Annotated in this window: 16 protein-coding genes and 1 tRNA gene; 6 read left to right on the top strand and 11 right to left on the bottom strand. The window is 61.6% G+C overall.

Going from position 1 to position 18740, the window contains the following annotated elements; all coding sequences use genetic code 11:
- Positions 1-10 precede the first annotated feature (10 nt).
- From NHH73_09785 to NHH73_09770, 4 genes are all read right to left on the bottom strand, one after another.
- Positions 11-1378 (bottom strand): GH1 family beta-glucosidase, encoded by a 1368-nt coding sequence (locus NHH73_09785; GenBank protein ID USX28544.1) that lies wholly within the window; start codon positions 1376-1378, stop codon positions 11-13.
- Between the two features lie 77 nt (positions 1379-1455).
- On the bottom strand, positions 1456-2481 hold the full coding sequence (locus NHH73_09780) for a LacI family DNA-binding transcriptional regulator (protein ID USX28543.1): 1026 nt from the start codon (positions 2479-2481) through the stop codon (positions 1456-1458).
- 87 nt (positions 2482-2568) lie between these two features.
- The gene (locus NHH73_09775) at positions 2569-3780 is read right to left on the bottom strand and encodes an ABC transporter substrate-binding protein (protein ID USX29601.1); all 1212 of its coding nucleotides are present in this window, start codon (positions 3778-3780) and stop codon (positions 2569-2571) included.
- Between the two features lie 165 nt (positions 3781-3945).
- Complete coding sequence (locus NHH73_09770; protein USX28542.1) at positions 3946-4902, bottom strand: cupin-like domain-containing protein; 957 nt, start codon at positions 4900-4902, stop codon at positions 3946-3948.
- Positions 4903-5129: 227 nt separating this feature from the next.
- Between NHH73_09770 and NHH73_09765 the strand changes: the two genes are divergently transcribed.
- Positions 5130-5306, top strand: a complete 177-nt coding sequence (locus NHH73_09765) for a type II toxin-antitoxin system HicA family toxin (protein ID USX28541.1) — start codon at positions 5130-5132, stop codon at positions 5304-5306.
- A gap of 67 nt (positions 5307-5373) precedes the next feature.
- Entirely contained in the window at positions 5374-5787 is a 414-nt protein-coding gene (locus NHH73_09760; protein ID USX28540.1) for a type II toxin-antitoxin system HicB family antitoxin, read from the top strand.
- Positions 5788-5930: 143 nt separating this feature from the next.
- Here NHH73_09760 and NHH73_09755 read toward each other — a convergent pair whose 3' ends face one another.
- Positions 5931-6110, bottom strand: a complete 180-nt coding sequence (locus tag NHH73_09755; GenBank protein USX28539.1) for a DUF3606 domain-containing protein — start codon at positions 6108-6110, stop codon at positions 5931-5933.
- A gap of 265 nt (positions 6111-6375) precedes the next feature.
- Between NHH73_09755 and NHH73_09750 the strand changes: the two genes are divergently transcribed.
- From NHH73_09750 to NHH73_09735, 4 genes are all read left to right on the top strand, one after another.
- Positions 6376-6945 carry a PEP-CTERM sorting domain-containing protein gene (locus NHH73_09750; GenBank protein ID USX28538.1) on the top strand — a complete coding sequence of 190 codons (570 nt, stop codon included), beginning with the start codon at positions 6376-6378 and terminating at the stop codon, positions 6943-6945.
- 524 nt (positions 6946-7469) lie between these two features.
- Entirely contained in the window at positions 7470-8186 is a 717-nt protein-coding gene (locus NHH73_09745) for a PEP-CTERM sorting domain-containing protein (protein ID USX28537.1), read from the top strand.
- Between the two features lie 339 nt (positions 8187-8525).
- Positions 8526-8795: a BrnT family toxin gene (locus NHH73_09740; protein ID USX28536.1), complete on the top strand. Its 270-nt coding sequence runs from the start codon at positions 8526-8528 to the stop codon at positions 8793-8795.
- Positions 8779-9129 (top strand): BrnA antitoxin family protein, encoded by a 351-nt coding sequence (locus NHH73_09735; protein ID USX28535.1) that lies wholly within the window; start codon positions 8779-8781, stop codon positions 9127-9129. The genes NHH73_09740 and NHH73_09735 overlap by 17 nt, the downstream gene beginning before the upstream one ends.
- A 29-nt stretch (positions 9130-9158) precedes the next feature.
- Here the strand turns inward: NHH73_09735 and NHH73_09730 are convergent, their stop codons facing one another.
- The 6 genes from NHH73_09730 to NHH73_09705 form a co-directional block, all read right to left on the bottom strand.
- Complete coding sequence (locus tag NHH73_09730) at positions 9159-12161, bottom strand: histidine kinase (protein USX28534.1); 3003 nt, start codon at positions 12159-12161, stop codon at positions 9159-9161.
- A gap of 181 nt (positions 12162-12342) precedes the next feature.
- Positions 12343-12419: transfer RNA gene (locus NHH73_09725), tRNA-Pro, on the bottom strand.
- Between the two features lie 151 nt (positions 12420-12570).
- Positions 12571-13278, bottom strand: coding sequence for a fumarylacetoacetate hydrolase family protein (locus NHH73_09720; protein ID USX28533.1), 708 nt, complete (start codon positions 13276-13278; stop codon positions 12571-12573).
- A gap of 98 nt (positions 13279-13376) precedes the next feature.
- Entirely contained in the window at positions 13377-13988 is a 612-nt protein-coding gene (locus tag NHH73_09715; GenBank protein USX28532.1) for a TetR/AcrR family transcriptional regulator, read from the bottom strand.
- A gap of 144 nt (positions 13989-14132) precedes the next feature.
- On the bottom strand, positions 14133-15581 hold the full coding sequence (adeC, locus tag NHH73_09710; protein USX28531.1) for an AdeC/AdeK/OprM family multidrug efflux complex outer membrane factor: 1449 nt from the start codon (positions 15579-15581) through the stop codon (positions 14133-14135).
- 11 nt (positions 15582-15592) lie between these two features.
- On the bottom strand, positions 15593-18736 hold the full coding sequence (locus tag NHH73_09705) for an efflux RND transporter permease subunit (GenBank protein USX28530.1): 3144 nt from the start codon (positions 18734-18736) through the stop codon (positions 15593-15595).
- Between the last annotated feature and the right edge of the window lie 4 nt (positions 18737-18740).

Genomic DNA, 18740 nt, shown 5'->3' with positions numbered 1-18740 from the left:
CGTGATTGATTTATTGTTCGTTCTGGCCGCGCACGAAGGCGCTGTACCAATGGCCGCTTTGCTTGACGGTGCGGCGCTGCGTCGGGTAGTCGATATAGGTCAGGCCGAAGCGGCGCAGATAACCCTCCGACCACTCGAAGTTATCCAGCAAGCTCCAGGCGAAATAGCCTTTGATATGGGCACCGGCGCCGATCGCGTCGCGCACCGCCGCCAGATGGCGGATCAGGTAATCGCGCCGGGCGGTATCGTTGACGGCGCCATCGGCGTCCACATGATCGTCGTAGCTGGAGCCGTTTTCGGTTACGTACAAATCACCGGTCGGGTACTCGCGCGCCACGCGCGCCATCAAATCGACCAGCCCTTGGGGCGACACCTCCCAACCGAAGTCGGTGCGCTGGCGGTCCCGCGGATGGACGATTGCGGTGCGCAGCGGGTACTGGTCGGGCGCGTCGGCGACCACTTCCGGGAAATAGTAATTCACGCCGAGGAAATCGCATGGGACGGCGATGGCCTCCATATCGCCGCGCAGCACGACCGGCGCGTCCTCGCCCACCAGCGCCAACGCCAGCTCGGGGTAACCCCGGCCATACAACGGATCGAGGAACCAGCGGTTGCGCAGCACGTCGTGGCGCACCACCGCCTCCCGGTCGGCAACGCTGTCGGAGGCAGGCTTGATCGGATGCAGGCTCAATGCGATACCCACCCTGGCATCCCGCACATTGGCGCGGATGATCGGGACGGCCAGACCGTGCGACACCAGTACGTTGTGGCAGACCTGTAGCGCCAGCGGCAAGCTTTTGTTACCAGGGGCGTGCATGCCATCCCAGTTGCCATGCATGGCAGTGCACCACGGCTCGTTGTGGGTGATCCAATGCTTGACGCGGTCGCCCAGGTGCCTGGTCATCACATCGACATATCGCAGATAGGCGTCGATGGTGGCGCGTTGCGCCCAGCCTCCCTGATCCTGCAGATACTGCGGCAGGTCCCAGTGGTACAGCGTGCACCACGGCTGCAGGCCGCGCGCCAGCATGCCGTCGACAAGGCGCGAATAAAACGCCAGCCCTTCGGCATTCGGCTGGTCGTCCACGCCGTTGAAGATGCGCGTCCACGCGATCGAAAAACGGTACGAGTTCAGCCCCATCGACCGCGCCAGGTCCAGGTCCTCCTCCCAGCGGTGATAGTGATCGCAGGCGACCGCGCCGGTACTGCCGTCGCGCACCTTGCCCGGCGTCGCGCTGAAGGTGTCCCAGATCGACGGCACGCGGCCGCCGGCATCGGCCGCGCCTTCGATCTGGTAGGCGGACGTCGACACGCCCCACAGGAAATCGCCCTCGAAATCGGAGCGGCTTATCGCCTTGGTCAAGTCGGTGGAAGTCATGGTGATCGCGCGTCTCCGAAAATGGAATCGTTTCCAATATACTACAAAAAAAGAGCGCGCGGCCAGCGCGCACTCCGTTATTTCGTGCTTTTGCGTGCAGGGGCCTTTGCCAGCGAGGCGCGCTCCGTCACGTGCAGCTTGTATTTGCGCTTGACCGGCCGGTCCGTTTCGTAGCACCGGTTCAGCAGGTAGTTCAAGCCATTCAAGGTCATCTCGCTCCACGGTATATGGACGCTGGTCAGGCGCGGGGCAGTGAACGCCGCGCTGTGCGTGTCGTCGTAACCCAGCACCGACACCTGCTCCGGCACGGCGATACCCGCCTGCTGGAAGAACGACAAAGCGCCGACCGCCATTTCATCGTTCGCGCAGAAGACGGCAGTGAACTCCCGACCCGACGCCAGCAGCCGCTCGGCGCATGCCCATCCTCCTTCAGGCGTGAAGTTACCGTCGTCTACCCATAGTTTGCCGCTGTCGATGCCCGCCTCGTCCAGCTCCGCCATGAAACCGGCCAGGCGCTCCTGGTTATCCGGCGCGCTGGCGCGTCCGGCGATGACGGCGATCTTGCGGTGCTTCTTGTCCAGCAGCGTGCGCGCCGCCAGCCGTCCGCCGGCCTTGTGGTCGACCGTGAAGCACTGCTCGGCGATACCGGCGTAGCGGTGATTGATCACCGCCACCCGCGACTGGAACGGTCCGAGCGCCGCGAAGTCCTCGTCCTCCAGCGAATTGCTCATGACGAGCAAACCGTCGCTTCCGCGCTCGATCAGGAAATTCACGCCGTCGATCGCCTGCTGCCGCTCGTTGCCGTCGCCGACGCCGAAGGCGACCACCATGTTCAACCCGGACGCCCGCAGCGCCGTGTAAATCGACTGCAGGATCGGCGTGTAAAACGTCCCGCTCAAATACGGGATGTAGACGCCGATCATCTGCGAGCTGCCCGACAGCAGCGAACGCGCCGCGTGCGAGGGCCTGAAATCCAGCTCCACGATGGCCTTTTGCACCTTCTCGAGCGTCGCCTTGGACACCGATCCCCTGCCGCTGACCACACGCGAGGCGGTGCCCAGCCCCACGCCCGCCAGCCGGGCGACGTCTTTGATTGTTGCCACGAGTTCCCTCATCCGTAGAGTCTATGCGGCGGTCAGCATACCGCATCGCCCGGGACGGTGACAAGCCAGCCTCGAATCAAACCCTTTCTAGTCCGCCAGCGCCGCCGCGATGCTCTTCTGCGCCTTCTCGACCGGCATGCGAGTGTTCCAGTAAGTCGTCAGCACATCCTGCAGCGCACCGTTCTGGTCGGGCGTCAGGTGCACTTCGATCATGCCCACCTGGCGCGATTTGTCCTTCATGATGGCCATGCCGGCCTGCGCGCACAGATCCATCGACGAGGTGTCGGCGTTGCTGAGGATGGGCAGCGAACCTTTAAGCTTGTTGAATTCCAGTTGCACGGCCGGCGCCAACACCGTCGTCGCCAGCAGTTTTTGCGCCTTGACGGTCTCCGGATTCTTCGTTTTCGGGAACACGAAGGCGTCACCCTGGATCAGGTACGGCACGTTCGGACCGAGACCGGCGATGCAGCCGAAGTCCTTGCCGGCGGTTTGTTTGGCGGCGGCGAATTCGCCCTTGGCCCAGTCGCCCATGATCTGCACCCCGGCCTTGCCGCTGACCACCATGGCGGTGGCGTCGTTCCAGTTACGGTTGGGCGAGCCGGGATCGACGTAGGTCTGCAGCCGCTTGAAAGCCAGCAGCACTTTTTTAAACGCCTCGGAATTGATCGCCTGCGGCGAGCGGTCGCGCAGCACGGACAGGTAGAGCGCCTTGCCGCCCACGTTGGCCAGCATGGCCTGGAACAGGATGTTCTCCTGCCACGGCTGGCCGCCGTGCGCCAGGCCGACCACGCCGGCCGCCTTGAGCTTATCCAGTGCGGCAAACAGTTCGTCCGGCGTGGCCGGCTCCTTGACGATGCCGGCTTTTTTGAACGCGGCCTTCGAGTACCAGATCCAGGTGGACATGTGGATGTCGACCGGCGCCGCGTAGAAGTGTCCGTTGACCTTGATGACATCGAGGATAGGCGCCGGCATCAGCTGGTCCCATTTATCGCGCAGCGCGATATCGTCGACGTTGTTGAGCGAACCCTGGTCGATCAGGTCGCGGAATTGTTTGGTGGTGTTGAACTGCGCGGCCGTCGGCGGATTGCCGCCGACGATGCGGTTGATCGCCACCGACTTGGCCTGGTCCGCGCCGGCGACCGCCGTATCGGCCCAAACGCCGCCGGCGGCGCGGTAGGCGTCGGCGAATTTGCGCACGGCGGCAGACTCGCTGCTCGAGGTCCACCAATGCATCACTTCCGCCTTCGGCCCGGCCGGCGCCGCGAAGGACGCCGTCGGCGCCATCAAACCAACCGCCATCAAAGCCACAGCTCCGGTGGCGCACGCCCGTTCCAATGTCCTGCCATGCTTGAACATCCAGTCTCCTTGAACGCCGAAGTGGCCCGGCACGCCGCACACGATTGGAAACGTTACCAATTCACAAACACGAATATATCACCCTCTTATTTTGGGTGTCAACGCTTGTTAAGCGTCGCTTCGCCGCAGGGACGCGTCGCCGTTCAGGGCGAACGGCATTGATCTGGCCCACCGGTTCGACGACAGCGAGAACGTCAGCGCGCGCACCTGGTGATACCAGCCGGCCGGCACGTACAGCATGTCGCCCGGATTGACGACGCACTCGATCATGGTCGCCTGGCGCGCCAGCGGGAAGCGGTCGAAATCGGGCGCCTCGGGATCGAACGGGGAGCCGAACAGGATGGCGTTGGCCTCATTCGGGTACAGGAACTCGTCATGATGCGGCGGCGACAGGAAAATCCGCTTGGTGCCCCATATCTGCGCGAAGATGTTGTCGTCGTAGTCGCAATGCAGCGGCGTCACCGTGCGGGCCGGGCCGATCCAGAAACGGGGCGGTCCCATTTTGTCGAAATAGGTCGGCCAATGGCACATGCTGTTCAATTCGCGCAGCTCGAGATTGCCCAGGTATGGTGGCAGATCGTGCGTGTCCTCGTCGACCAGGTCGAGATACTGGCCCATCGACATATCCTGCATCGCGCGGTCCGCCGCGAACGCGGTGTTGATGTAGTCCCCTACCCGGGCGCGCACCTGCACCTCGCTGTAGCGGTCGCGCAGCGTTTGCGGCGACAGCGCGCACAGAGGCCAGCGGTTGACGATACCCGTGATCAGGAATGGCAGGCCTAGCGCGGCGCGCGCGCGAAACGCCGCCGCATCGAGCGCGCGCAGGCGCGGCACTTCGGCGATCGCCGGCAGTGCGCGTGCGGCGCTGCGTATCGCGTCACGCATCTCCTGGATCGACGTGACGCCGCGCACCTCCGCATCCCTTTGCTCGCGCGCCTGTCTTTTGGCGGCGGCTTCCTCCGGCGTAGCGGGCCGCGACGCCTGCAACGGCGGCGGCGAACGCGGGCTGATCCGCGCCGGCGGCGTTACCTCGGCGCCGGTCAACGGATTCTTCTCTTTTGACATATCCCCTACCTTGAATTCCGATGTCTTACATGCCGCGCAGCATAACGCATGCGGGTGACTGTTCGCTAGTGCCGGCAGCCGGACATCACGAAATCCCATGTGGCATGAAAGCTCGTTCTGAGCACACAACGTCTGATGTAACTCAATGATAGACGCCGGCAAAAAACAGCTTGCCACCGTAATCAATTATGATTACATTATGTTCACCGCCAAGTAATGGGGACCCTGTGAAACAGAGTGAATTCGTCAGGTGGCTTAAGCAGAACGGAGCGACTTTCGAAGAGGGTAGGAACCACACCAAAGTTAAACTGAACGGCAAGACCAGCTTCCTGCCCAGGCACCCGGCAAAAGAACTAACTACCGGACTTGTCCAAAACGTAAAAAAACAGCTCAACCTGAAGTGAGGCGGGTTGGTAAAGCGCTTGGAGCGCTGATCACAACTGCGGCATCCATAGCCTACTGGAGTTTTCCATGAAATACCCTGCTACCTTTACACCGGAAGCGGCTGGCATCACTGTCACTTTCCGCGACATTCCGGAAGCGATCACACAAGGAGACGACGAGGCCGACGCGCTTTTCATGGCGAAGGACGTCTTGCTCGCCGCAATGGAGGTCTACTTCGATGAAAAGCGCACAGTCCCATCCCCATCGGCGCCACAACGAGGTGATCGTCTGATCCCGGTGCCCGCGAGCGTGGTCGCCAAGATTCTCTTGCTCAATCAGATGCTCGAACAGGACATCATCCCGTCTGAGCTGGCGAGACGCATGGCCACTACACGGCAAGAAGTCAACCGACTGATCGATCTAAAGCACACCACGCGCATTGACCGCATCGAGGAAGCAATGGCCGCGTTGGGCCGCAAGCTGGAGCTATCGGTAGCTTGACGTGGTGCAACTTCTTCTGGACTCCGTGCAAAGCGTGTCAAGAGAGGGGCGCCGGACCGTTCTAACGCACGGCAAAAAGGCGGCGCCGCCGATGACATCACAGACGAAATGGCAAGCCTGCTACGCGTACCGGATTGTGGAGGCTAGCCCGCAGCCAGCTTCTCGCGGACAGCTTTAGCACTCGGCCCAACTTCCTTGACCAATTGGTGCAACCGGTCCTTGGTAACGCCGAGTTCCTTGGTCCAGTAAGTGACTTCGTGGGTCTCGTTGACATTGATGCGGGCGCGGTCTTGCGCGCCGGCGTTGGCCAGATCATCGCTCATAATTTCCTCCTTAAATAATAGTGCATGAAGGATTGCACAGTGACCGGATTCATTCCGTTATCTGGCGCACACGCGTGCAACCGGAGCCGGCCGGCAACCCTTTGCAAGTTTGTGTCGTTGGCGTGATTTCCCTCAACAGCTCAGGGCAGATAATCATTGTAATTTTAATATTCAATGTATATTCGATGGGCGCTTTCCTTTCAGTCAAGCTTGGACACCGGAGCGCCCTCGTCGCACATCGTTCAACCTTATCTAGGGGACCGTCATGAAACGCCTATTTGCACTACTCGCTTTTTTCACCTGGTTCAGCGCCTCGGCGGCAGACCTCACCGGTACCGTCAGCTTTGAAAACGGGCTCTACACTTACAGCTACGAACTTTCGGCATCGGAATACCCGGTGACGGAGGTGTTGGTGCTGGTGAAAAGTAACGGAGCCAACTTCGACTTGCACCCAATTTCCTTCACCAGTCCTGCCAATTGGGTTTTCAATACCTACGTCGGCGTCAACCCAAACTACGAAAACCTTACGCCTGCCGCCACCTACTTTGGCTGGGGACTCAACGGCGTTGGCGAAACGAATGCACTTTCCGGCTTTTCTTTCACTACCGATGCGGCGCCCGCCGCCAACCCGCTACCCATCACGTACATGCTGTTCGCGCCTGCTTACCAAGGCGGCCGGCCACCGATCGAGAGCTTTTATTTAGGGTCGGTAGTGGCGCCGGATTTTTTAGCTGTACAGCCGCCGCCAGTGCCCGAGCCAGAGATGTACGCGATGCTTCTGGCCGGGTTGTGCTTACTCGGCTATGCGGCGAAGCGTAATAAAGAGGCGCCGTAAGAGATGTTCCCTCCGGCCGCGCAACTTGAAAATGCTGCCAACGCGGTGCAATGCCCCGGCGGCAAGATCCACAGGGTATCGAGACCGGAGATACCGGAGCACGGGCTGATGTTTACTCAACGTTGGCATGATTACCTCCCATGTCGCTAAATTGCCAAAAGCAACCTGCGGTTACTAGCGAAAACAGCGATATGGTTTTGACACTTGTAATTTCCGCTGTACAATTTGAGAAGAATTTAAACAACAATCTGAGACAATGTCCATCCCCTCCACCGAAGCAATAGCGAGCCACCGTGCCGCAAGCAAACGCAAATTCCAGATCGCAATCGTGGTCATGTGCCTCATCCTGATGACGATGATCGTAGCGTATTCGGAACGTGATATCTTGCTGCCCGTCCGCATTGGGAAAGTCATGTAGCAAGCGGTCCGCAGCTATGGCGATAATGAAATTAACTTAAATTTATTTCATTAAATTAAACCATAAATGATAAAATTGCCTTCTTTACATTATCAGGATGGAATCTATGTTCAATTCATTAAAAAAGATGGCGGTGATTACGGTGCTCGGTTTCGTGGCGGGTACGGCCCAAGCGGCGCTGGTAACCTACAGTTCGACGGGCATCCTGTACGACGGATACGATGGTCTCAACATTTTCGGCGTGGGTGAAAACCTCAAAGGCCAGACCTTTACGCAGACGATGACCCTAGACCTGGATGGCTTCCAGGATATCGTACAGGAGGAAGGGCTGGATTGGCGTCACGACACCTCCCACAACTTTATCGGCTCGGTTACCGTCGGTAACGTGACGTACAGCTGGAAAGGCATCAGCGCAACGGCTGATGTAACGATAAGAAACAGCCTGACTTTGGGCAAGCCTAATGGCTACGATTGGCTCAGCATGGACACGTGGGGCAAGAACCAACTCAATCCCGGCGATAACATCGATGCGAGTACCAGCATTTCCTCGTATTCGAAGCAGTTCATGCCAGACAGCGACTTCTTGAACCCGCGTGCGTTCGGCGGCGAATTGTCCAATCTGTTTACGGAGTCTCACTTCGCGGTGAATCGGCAAGGGAACCTCGGTGGTCAAACCCACTTTCTCGGGCGGGTGACGTCGGCCTCCTGGACGGTCGATCAAAGCGTGTCCCCCGTGCCGGAACCAGGCACTTACGGCATGTTCATGATCGGCATGGGCTTTGTCGGACTAGTGTTGCGCAGGCGCGCTATGGCTAACGTATAAAGCGTTACTGCCTTGTCGGCTTCGGCCAGATTCCGCTTCAATCCGCGCGCCGGCCCTTCCTTCAGGTCTTGCAGATGGCGCGCACAGATATCGTGAGGGCCTGCGATCCGTTTGCCGACAACAACGCACTTCGCATATCACGAAGCGCAGGATATCGCCCTTCTCCATCTTAGCGTCAAGCCCTGTTTTTATCGGTCGGGCCGAGTGGATTCGCCCCCAGACCCCGTGCACCCCATGCATCTACGCTGCCAAGTTAAGCCAAGCCAGACGAATCCGGAAGACAATTATTTGTATGCACGAATAGATTGACACCCAATTTATTCGTGCATACAATAAACCATGAACTACACGCATGATCCAAAAAAGCTGGCACAGAACGTGGCCAAGCACGGCGTGTGGTTCGATATCGCGGAAGACTTTGACTGGGAGCACGCTATCGTTCGCATCGATAGCCGCTACGACTACTTGGAACCTCGGCTCGTCTCAACAGGTCCGATCGGAAATCGCTTATACGTGATGGTCTTCTCTCTCCGGGAAACAGCTGTGCGCATCATCAGCCTTCGAAAGGCTAACCGTAGGGAGGTTAAGGAATATGAAAACCAAGCCTAAAATCATTCTGCCAACCAAGGCAGAGGATGCTCGGATCAACGCCGGCATCGCTGGCGATCCAGACAATCCGGAATGGTCCGCTGGCGATTTTCGGCAATCGAAGTCGGCGAAGGAGTTCTTCGACGACGGGACTTATGAAAACCTCGTTACCTTGAAGCGTAGGCCGGGTGAGCGCGGGCCGCAAAAAGCCGCAGTAAAAGAACGCATCACCATTCGCCTGTCACCGGAAATCGTCAGCCGCTTCCGCGCAACAGGCCCAGGCTGGCAGACGAGAATCGACGACGCGCTGGCGGACTGGCTCAGGACTCACTCGACTGAGGAATTGAAAGTCTGAGCAAGTAAAAAGGGAAACAGCCCGCGCATCTAACAATAGGCCCGTCTGGCGCTTAAGGTCACCACCACTGATGTACCGGCGCCGGGGGCGCTGTGGATGGCCAACTCTGCGCCGATCCGCGCGGCTCGTTCACGCATGCCAGGTAGTCCCCAATGGCGCTCGCGCTGCCCGGCCTTGCGCACCGCCTCATCAATTCCGACGCCGTGATCGCTCACCGCGAGCGCAAGTTCGCCGGCGCCGTAGCTCAATTGCGCCACCACGTCGCTGCTGCCCGAGTGTTGAAGGGCGTTGGCGATCGCCTCCCTGGCGATGGCGACCAGTTCGTGCTCAACATCGCCCCGTAGTGGGCGCCGTGCGCCCCGCTCGTGCAGCGTGAACGCGACGCCGTGCTGGGCGCAGGGCCCCGCCCCGGCCGCTTCCAGCGCCTGCACCACGTTGACCCGGCATGCATGGTCGGAGCGCAAGTCCATCAACTGCTCACGGCCCTCCTCGATCACCGCATCGGCGGCGTCGAGCGCGTCGTCGATACGTTGCTGCACCTTGTCCTCCTTCGGCAGGACCGACTTGATGCTGTGGAAATGCAGGATCAAAGCCTGCACGCTCTGCAGGAACGTGTCATGCAGCGTGCGCGCAATGCGCTCCCGCTCGTCCAAGCGTGCACGCATGCGTTCCACTACGCGCGCTGTCATCAGGGTCAGGCGCCACAGGTAAAGCAGATACAGCGTGCCGGCCAGCAGCGCTGCGCAGACCAGCTTGAACCAGGTGGCCTGATAGAACGCCGGCGCAATGCCGAAGCTCAGGCTTGCCGGGGCAACGCTCCACAAGCCGTCCTCGTTGGCGGCCATCACTTCGAAGCGATAGTCGCCGGGACCGAGATTAGTATAGAAGGCTTGGCGCAAGGCGCCGGCGTCGCGCCATTCATGGTCGTGTCCGATCAGCCGGGTGCGGAATCGCGCGCGCTCAGGGATGGACAACACGGCGGCTGTGAAATCGATGCGCAGGTTGTGGGTATGCTTGGGCAGGCCGATGCCGTTGACGGCAGCGTGCCGCCTGCTGTCGGTATTGAGCCAGGTGATCAGCGGTGTCGGCGCCACCGCGTTGCGGGCTATACGGCGTGGATCGATCGCGCCGACGCTGCTGGAGGTGGCGTACCACAGGCGGCCGTCGCCAGCCTCGGCGAGCGTGTTGAGCGGACGCACCTGCTGGGTTTCTCCCCTGTAGCCATCGAGGTAGTCAAAGCGCTCGACGGTGACCTGGTTCCGGCCGCCCTTCAAGACGCCAGCCAGATCGGCGGCACCGATACGGATCAAGCCACCCAAAGCCTGAAGCCACAGCTCGCCCTGCGCGGTCTGGACAATGCCCGCGATGCCTGCGATAGGTCTGCCGACGCTGTCGTTGAGGGCAACGAAGCGGCCTTCATGGAAGTGCGCCAGCCCTTGATCCCCGCCAACCCAGAGGGTGCCGCGCTGACTAAAAATGGACAGCACGTTGCCCACCCTCAGTCCTTCGGCCGGACCGAATTGCTGAACTTTATCGTGATGCAGCATCGCCATGGCATTGCCGGTGTAGCCGAACCAGACTCGTCCTTGACCGTCCGCATGCAGGGATACAGCACTGCGCCCGGCCAAGGCGGCATGGCCGCCGCCAGCGTGCCAGACGCCATCCTTGAAGGTATGCACGCCGCGCCTCGCCGCGGACACCCATAGCCGTCCGTCGTCCGCCATCGCCAGCGCCTGCAAAGGGCGCCGTTGCAACGCCGAAGTCAGCGGCCAGCGCTTGGCCTCGCCCTGGCGCCAGCTCCACACCCAATGCGGATCGCCGAACCAGAGTGTGCCGTCCGCGGCAAGCGTGCCGGCGGTGGCGGAGTACATGTCGCTGGCAATGCGGCGCCCGTCCGCGGCCACGGCGAAGGTCGGCGGGAAAACCGGATAGCGCGACGAGTGGGCACTAATCCACACTTCCCCGTCGGCCCCGGTCGTGATGCTGAAATCGGTGCTAAAGGCCGGCATGTCTTGCTCCGTTAGCCGAGTTTCCCTTATCCGGTCCAGTCCATTCTCACTAATGAACCAGAGGTTGCCTTCACGGTCATCAAACGGCGCCCTGAACACACGCATCGAGCTGAAATCGTGCGGGGCCACGAACTGCTTTTTCAACTGCATGTCGGGCGTGTACAAGCGCATCCCGTCGCCGGAGCCGATCCACCACGCATTGCGGCGGTCACGGTGGACGCTATACGGCGGCACGTCGAGTTGCGGCAGGCGTAGTGGCGTCAGTGTTTCCGCCACCGGTTCGAACAGCTGTGTGGTCTCGCCGAATTTAAAAACGATCACTTCGCCGTTGTCGGTCACCTGACTGCGCTGCATGCTTCCGAAAGCACCCACTTTCCGGAATCGGTGCGTACCGGGAACGTTACGATACAGGCCGCTGAAGTGGGTCACCAGTAAACTGCCATCGTGCAGCACGTTTAACGATGGCATATCATCCGGGGGCAAGCCGTCGGCCGGTGTCACATGACGCCATTGCGCACCGTCCAGCCAATAAATGCCGGCGGCGCTGGAAAACCAATGCATGCCGTCGGAGGTTTTGCCGAATTGCGTTATGGCGCTTGGTGGAACGCCTTCCGCCTCGCCGTAGTGGCGCACCGCGCCTTGCTTGAAGATGGTGATGCCACCGTGCTCGTAGCCTACCCACAACGCATCGTCGATCAGAGACAGCGCGTGGACATTGGGCGAAGTAAGCTTATTGCCGGCGATCTCGTCGATGCGTTCGAAGCGCACGCCGTCGAAGCGGAACAGGCCGTCCGTGGCGCCGATCCACAGCATGCCGGTACGGTCCTGCACAATGGCGCTGGCGTCGGATGGCGCGCCGTCGCGCTTGGTCCAGGCCGTGTGCGACAGGCTGGACTGCCAGAACGGCAAAGCCTCTGCAGCATTGGCCGATGCGCCACCCAAGCTCAAAGCGGCGGCAGCCAGCGTGCAGCCAGCCCTGATCGCCAGCTTTACACCCAGGCGCAGCGGCGACAGTACAGTCATCGACCTGTTTCGAAAGAAATGCATGCTATGCGACGAAAGTATCTAAAAGATAATAGTTTACAGCAAGCCAGCATTAGCCGTCTTCGAGGCGGCGACGGTTTATCACGTACGACGCTTTAAAGCACGAAACTCCAAAACGAAAAAGGCCAATCCGAAGATTGGCCTAAGTCTTTGATTCTATTGGTCGGGGCGAGAGGATTCGAACCTCCGACCCCGTGCACCCCATGCACGTACGCTACCAGGCTGCGCTACGCCCCGACGAATTCGCAATTATAGCAGCCACTTTAAGTATTTGTCATGTTTGCTTTGAGCCACAGCTGAACAACGACGCCCGCCAGCTATTGAAACCGGCGCCGACCTGCCCGCACTGCGGCGCGCTGGCTGCCATCGACGCCCTGCTCTAAACAATTCAAACCAATTTGACGGCGATGCCGGACAGGCCATCGACCTTGCCGGTCAAAGTCTGGCCGCGCACGACGGCGCCCACGCCCTCCGGCGTACCGCTGAAAATCAGGTCGCCCGGCGCCAGCGCGAACAAGGTCGATAAATTGGCGATGGTTTCGCTGATCGACCAGATCAAATGGTCGATGGTGGCCGACTGTTTGGTCACGCCGTCGACGTCCAGCTGTATGGCGGCGTGGCCGATGTCGCCCGCTTCGGCGGCGCGATGGATCACGCCGATCGGCGCCGAGTAGTCGAAGGCTTTGCCGATTTCCCAAGGCCGGCCGGCGTCGCGCATCTTGAACTGCAAATCGCGGCGCGTCATGTCCAGGCCAACCGCGTAGCCGAAGATGTGCTGCGCCGCGTCTTCCACGGCGATGTCGCTGCCGCCCTTGCCGATGGCGACCACCAGTTCGCACTCGTAGTGCAGGTTGCTGGTCACTTGCGGATACGGCAGCTCGACCACCTGCCCCGGCGCGACCGGCACCAGCGCTTGGGCGTCATTGGGTTTGCAGAAAAAGAATGGCGGTTCGCGATCCGGATCGTAGCCCATCTCGCGCGCGTGGGCGGCGTAGTTGCGTCCGACGCAGTAGACGCGGCGAACGGGAAAGAGATCGGTGGTACCGGCGACCGGCAGGCCGACGATGTCGTGGGCGGGAATAACGTAGGAAGTCATGATGCTCCGATGGCTGGAATGGGAGATCAGCCATGGTACAACAACAAAAACCGGCCTGCTCGGCCGGAAACACTACGAGACAAATTCGTTGGATCGGATCAGGTCATCAACAGCGCCGACATCGCGACGCGGAAGGCTTCCGCCAGACCGTCGCGGTTCATGTTCGGCCGGTTCAGCGCGCGGATGGGCAAGCCCTGGAAGTACGAGATGATGGTGTCGACGCGGCCGTCGACCAGATGGTCGTCCACCGGCAGGTTGCGGCGCTCACGCCCCGCCTTGACCAGCAGGCGCAATTGCCTGCGCGAGTTCTCCTCGTGCACCTGCAGTTTGGCGGCGATAGCCGGATTGCGCGACGCCTCCGCGTACATCTCCAGCGGCACGTGCCACGGCTGCGGATCGAGCGTCTCGTCGATATGACGGCGCGCGTCGTCGATCATGGCCTGCAGGGGATCGTCGCGCGTCTGCAGGTCGACCAGCAGCCCGGTAACGTATTCACTCTCGCGCTCGACGATCGCCATGATGATGGCGTCCTTGCTGTCGAAATAATTGTAGATATGGCCGGCGCTCATGCCGGCCTGCTTCGAAATCTCGGACATGCTGGCGCCGTGAAAGCCACTGCGCGCGAAGCACACGGCCGCCGCCTCCAGCACCTGGTTGCGGCGGTTCTGCGCACGTTCCGGGTCGGTGCGTCGTTTTGCGGGGGTAGTCATGTCGTGTCCTTGGGTCTCTCTCTATGCCTGGGGGCGGAACTGTGGCGATGCCGACGGGGTTTGTCAATCCACCCTTGGGTCGAAACGGCGAGGGCGCAACAGCCATCGAAATGGCCGCCACACCCACCGCCCGCCTGCGGAAGTCTAGCCGCGCGGAGGATTGCCTTGTTGCGCAACCTCGGGTTGCCAGCCGCCGCCAAGCACTTTATACAAGGTGACGGCGTTGCTGGTCTGGTTCAGGCGCGTGCTGATCAAACCCTGTTGGGCCGAATACAGCGCGCGCTGCGACACCAGCGCGTTCAGATATGTGTCGGCGCCCTTGCGGTAACGGGCGTCGTTGATCTTGAAGCTCTTCTCGGCCGCGTCCACCAGCGCCTGCTGCGACGCCAAACGCTCGTCGATGGTGCCGCGCGTGGCCAGCGCGTCGGCCACCTCGCGGAAGGCCACCTGGATCGCCTTCTCGTACTGCGCCACATAGATGTCGCGGTCCGTCTTGGCGATACTCAGATTGGCGCGATTGACGCCGCCATCGAAGATCGGCAGGTTGATTTGCGGCGCGAAGCTCCACGTGCCCGAACCGGATTTGAACAATCCGGACAGGTTGCGGCTCGCGCTGCCGCCCGACGCCGTCAGCGAAATGCTGGGGAAGAAGGCGGCGCGCGCCACGCCGATGTTGGCGTTGGCGGCGCGCAGCGTGCGCTCGGCCTGCTGCACGTCGGGACGGTTGCGCAGCAGGTCGGACGGCAGTCCGGATGGAATCGCGGCCAGTTGCGTGACCGGATTGAGTTCGTCGGCCGGCAGCAGGTCGGCCGGCACGGCGCCGCCCACCAGCAGGTTCAGCGCGTTCTGGTCCAGCGCCACCTGCGCGGTGTAGGTCGCGACGTCGTTACGGGCCGATTGCACACTGGTCTCGGCGTCGTACATGTCGACGCCGGAGGTAACGCCGTTCTCGAAGCGCTTGCGGCTCAAATCATAGGTGATCTGCTGGCTGCTCAAGGTTTCCGCCGCCAGCGTCAAACGCTGCTGGTCGGCCGTCAAGGTCAGATAGGCGTTGGCCACTTCGGCCACCAGGCTGATTTGCTGCGTGCGGCGCGCTTCCTCTGTGCCGAGGTAGGTCTGCAAGCCCGCTTCGGAGGCGTTGCGCACCTTGCCGAAGAAGTCCAGCTCATACGACGGCATCGACAGCCCGCCGCTGTACTGGCGCACGATGGCCGCTTCGCCGGTGCCGGTCATATTGGCCGGCGTGCGGGTGGCGCTCTGGCTGACGCCCGCGTTCACCTTCGGCAGCAGCGCGGCCGTCTGGATGTTGTACTCGGCGCGGGCGCGTTCGATGTTGAGCGCCGAAACGCGCAGATCGCGGTTGTTGGCCAGCGCCAGCTCGATCACTTTGCGCAGGCGTTCGTCCGAGAAGTACTCGCGCCACTGGATTTCCGACACCGGCTTGGCGTCGGCGGCGGCCGGCGGCACGCCTTTATACGCTTCACCGGCGGGCCAGGCCTGCCCCACCGGGGCGGCCGGACGCTCGTACACGGGCGCCAGGCTGCAACCGGCCAGCAGCGCCAGCGAGGCCATGGTGATTAAAGACTTATGCATGATTTTCATGATTAATGCGCCTCCACGTGCGAGGTAGGTGCCGGCGGCGTGGCCTTCTTCTTGCTGAAGAAGCCGCGCACCAGCACAAAGAACAGCGGTACGAAGAAGATACCCAGGAAGGTCGACGTCAGCATCCCGCCCAACACGCCGATACCGATGGCGTTCTGGCTGCCCGAACCGGCGCCGCTGCTGATCGCCAGCGGCAGCACGCCCAGACCGAAAGCGATCGATGTCATCAAAATCGGACGCAAACGCTGGCGCACCGCTTGCAGGGTCGCGTCACGCAGTTCGACGCCCTGCTCCTGCAGGTCCTTGGCAAATTCCACGATCAGAATCGCGTTCTTCGCCGCCAGGCCCACCACAGTCAACAGACCAACCTGGAAGTACACGTCGTTCGACAATTTGAACAGGAACGTCGCCAGCACCGCGCCGACCACACCCAGCGGTACGATCAGCAGCACCGAGAACGGAATCGACCAGCTTTCATACAGCGCGGCCAGGCACAGGAACACGATCAGGATCGAAATGCCGTACAGCGCCACGGTTTGCGAGCCGGAGTCGCGCTCTTCGAGCGACAGGCCGGTCCACTCGTAGCCGATACCGGGCGGCAGCTTGGCCGCCAGGGCTTCGATTTCGGCCATCGCCGTGCCGGAGCTCTGGCCCGGCGCCGGGGCGCCCAGGATTTCGCTCGAGGACAGGCCGTTGTAGCGTTCCAGGCGTGGCGAGGCAAAGATCCACTCGCCGGTCGAGAAGGCCGAGAAAGGCACCATCTCGCCGTCGGCGTTACGGACGAACCATTTCTTCAGGTCTTCCGGCGCCATACGCGATTCGGCCTGGCCCTGCAGGTACACCTTTTTCACGCGGCCGCGGTCGACGAAGTCGTTGACGTAGGCGCTACCCCAGGCGTTACTCAATACCTGGTTGACGTTGGCCACGGTCAGGCCCAGCGCGATGGCTTTTTGCTGGTCGACGGTGATCTTGTACTGCGGCGTGTCTTCCTGGCCGTTCGGACGGACGCCGACCAGCACCTTGCTCTGCGCGGCCATGCCCAGCATCTGGTTACGCGCGGCCATCAAGGCCTCGTGACCGACGCCGCCCGTGTCCTGCAGCTGCAAATCGAAGCCGGAAGCGTTACCCAGTTCCAGCACCGCGGGCGGGGCGAAGGCGAACACCATCGCGTCCTTGATCTGCGAGAACGCACCCATGGCGCGGCCAACGATGGCGCCGACGGCATGGTCGGCGCCCTTGCGCTCCGACCAGTCCTTCATGCGGACGAAGGCGATACCGGTGTTCTGGCCGTTACCGGCGAAACTGAAGCCGGCCACCGCGAACACCGATGCCACGGATTCCTTCTCGTTGTTCATGAAGTGCTGTTCGACCTTTTCGATCACCTTGAGCGTGCGCTCCTGGGTGGCGCCGGTCGGCAGCTGGATCTGCGTGAACAGCACGCCCTGGTCCTCTTCCGGCAGGAAGGAGGTCGGCAGGCGCATGAACACGAAGGCCAGCACGCCGAGGATCAGCGCGTACACCACCAGCGAACGGCCGCCGCGATTCAGGATCTTGCCGACGAAGCCCTCGTACTTATGGCTGCTCTTTTCGAACGTGCGGTTGAACCAGCCGAAGAAACCGGTGTTGATCGCCGTGTGGCCCTTCGGCACAGGCTTCAACAAGGTGGCGCACAGCGCCGGCGTGAACACCATCGCCACGATCACCGACAGCACCATCGCCGAGACGATCGTGATCGAGAATTGGCGGTAAATGACGCCGGTGGAGCCGCCGAAGAAGGCCATCGGCACGAACACCGCCGACAGCACCATGGCGATGCCGACCAGCGCCCCGCTGATCTGGGTCATCGATTTGCGCGTCGCCTCGAGCGGCGACAAGCCCTCCTCCGTCATCACCCGCTCGACGTTTTCCACCACCACGATGGCGTCATCGACCAGCAGGCCGATCGCCAGCACCACCGCGAACATGGTCAGCGTGTTGATGGAATATCCGAGTACCGACAGGATGGCGAAGGTCCCCAGCAGCACGACCGGCACGGCCATGGTCGGGATCAGGGTGGCGCGGAAGTTTTGCAGGAACAGGTACATCACCAGGAACACCAGCACGATCGCCTCGACCAGGGTCTTGACGACTTCCTCGATCGAGATCTTGACGAACGGCGTGGTGTCGAAGGCGACGACGGCCTTCATCCCGGGCGGGAACAGTTTTTCCAGTTCCGCGACCTTGGCCTTGACGGCGGTGGCGGTATCGAGCGCGTTGGCGCCGGTGGCCAGCTTGATGGCCATACCGGTGGCGGCGTTGCCGTTGTAGCGCGACAGCACGGCGTAGTTCTCGCTGCCCAGTTCCATGCGGGCGACGTCGCGCAGGTGCACCGTGGCGCCGCTGGCGGATGTTTTCAGCAGGATCGCGCCAAACTGCTCGGCGGTTTGCAGCCGGCTTTGGGCCGACACGGTGGCGTTCAGTTGCTGGCCCTTGGCGGCCGGCAGGCCGCCCAGTTCACCGGCGGAGACCTCGGTGTTTTGCGCGGTGATGGCGGCGCTGACGTCGGCCGGCGTCAGTTGATAGCTTTGCAGCTTGGCCGGATCGAGCCAGATGCGCATGGCGTACTGCGAACCGAAGGCGGTGACGTCGCCCACGCCTTCGACGCGGCTGATCGGATCGATGACGTTGGCGGCCACATAGTCGCCCAGGTCGGCCTGCTTCATGCTGCCGTCCTCGGAGATAAAGCCGAGCACCATCATGAAGTTCTTGGTGGCCTTGCTGACCACCAGGCCCTGTTGCGTGACGGCGGCAGGCAGCAGCGGCGTGGCCAGTTGCAGCTTGTTCTGCACCTGCACCTGCGCGATGTCCGGATTGGTCCCGCTGCGGAAGGTCAGCGTGATGCTGATGCCGCCGGTCGAATCGCTCGAGGAGTTCATGTAGCGCAGGCCGTCGATACCCTTCATCTTTTGTTCGATGACCTGGGTGACGGCGTTTTCCACGGTTTTAGCCGAGGCGCCAGGATAGGAACCGGAGATCGAGATCGATGGCGGCGCGATGCTCGGATACTGCGCGATCGGCAGTCCCATGATCGCGAGTACCCCGCCGAGCATGATCACAATGGCGATCACCCAGGCGAAAATGGGGCGGTCAATAAAGAAGCGTGACATAAGC

The sequence above is a fragment of the Oxalobacteraceae bacterium OTU3CINTB1 genome (assembly GCA_024123955.1).
Taxonomy (GTDB): domain Bacteria; phylum Pseudomonadota; class Gammaproteobacteria; order Burkholderiales; family Burkholderiaceae_D; genus Rugamonas.
This window is presented reverse-complemented; position numbering and strand designations above follow the sequence as displayed.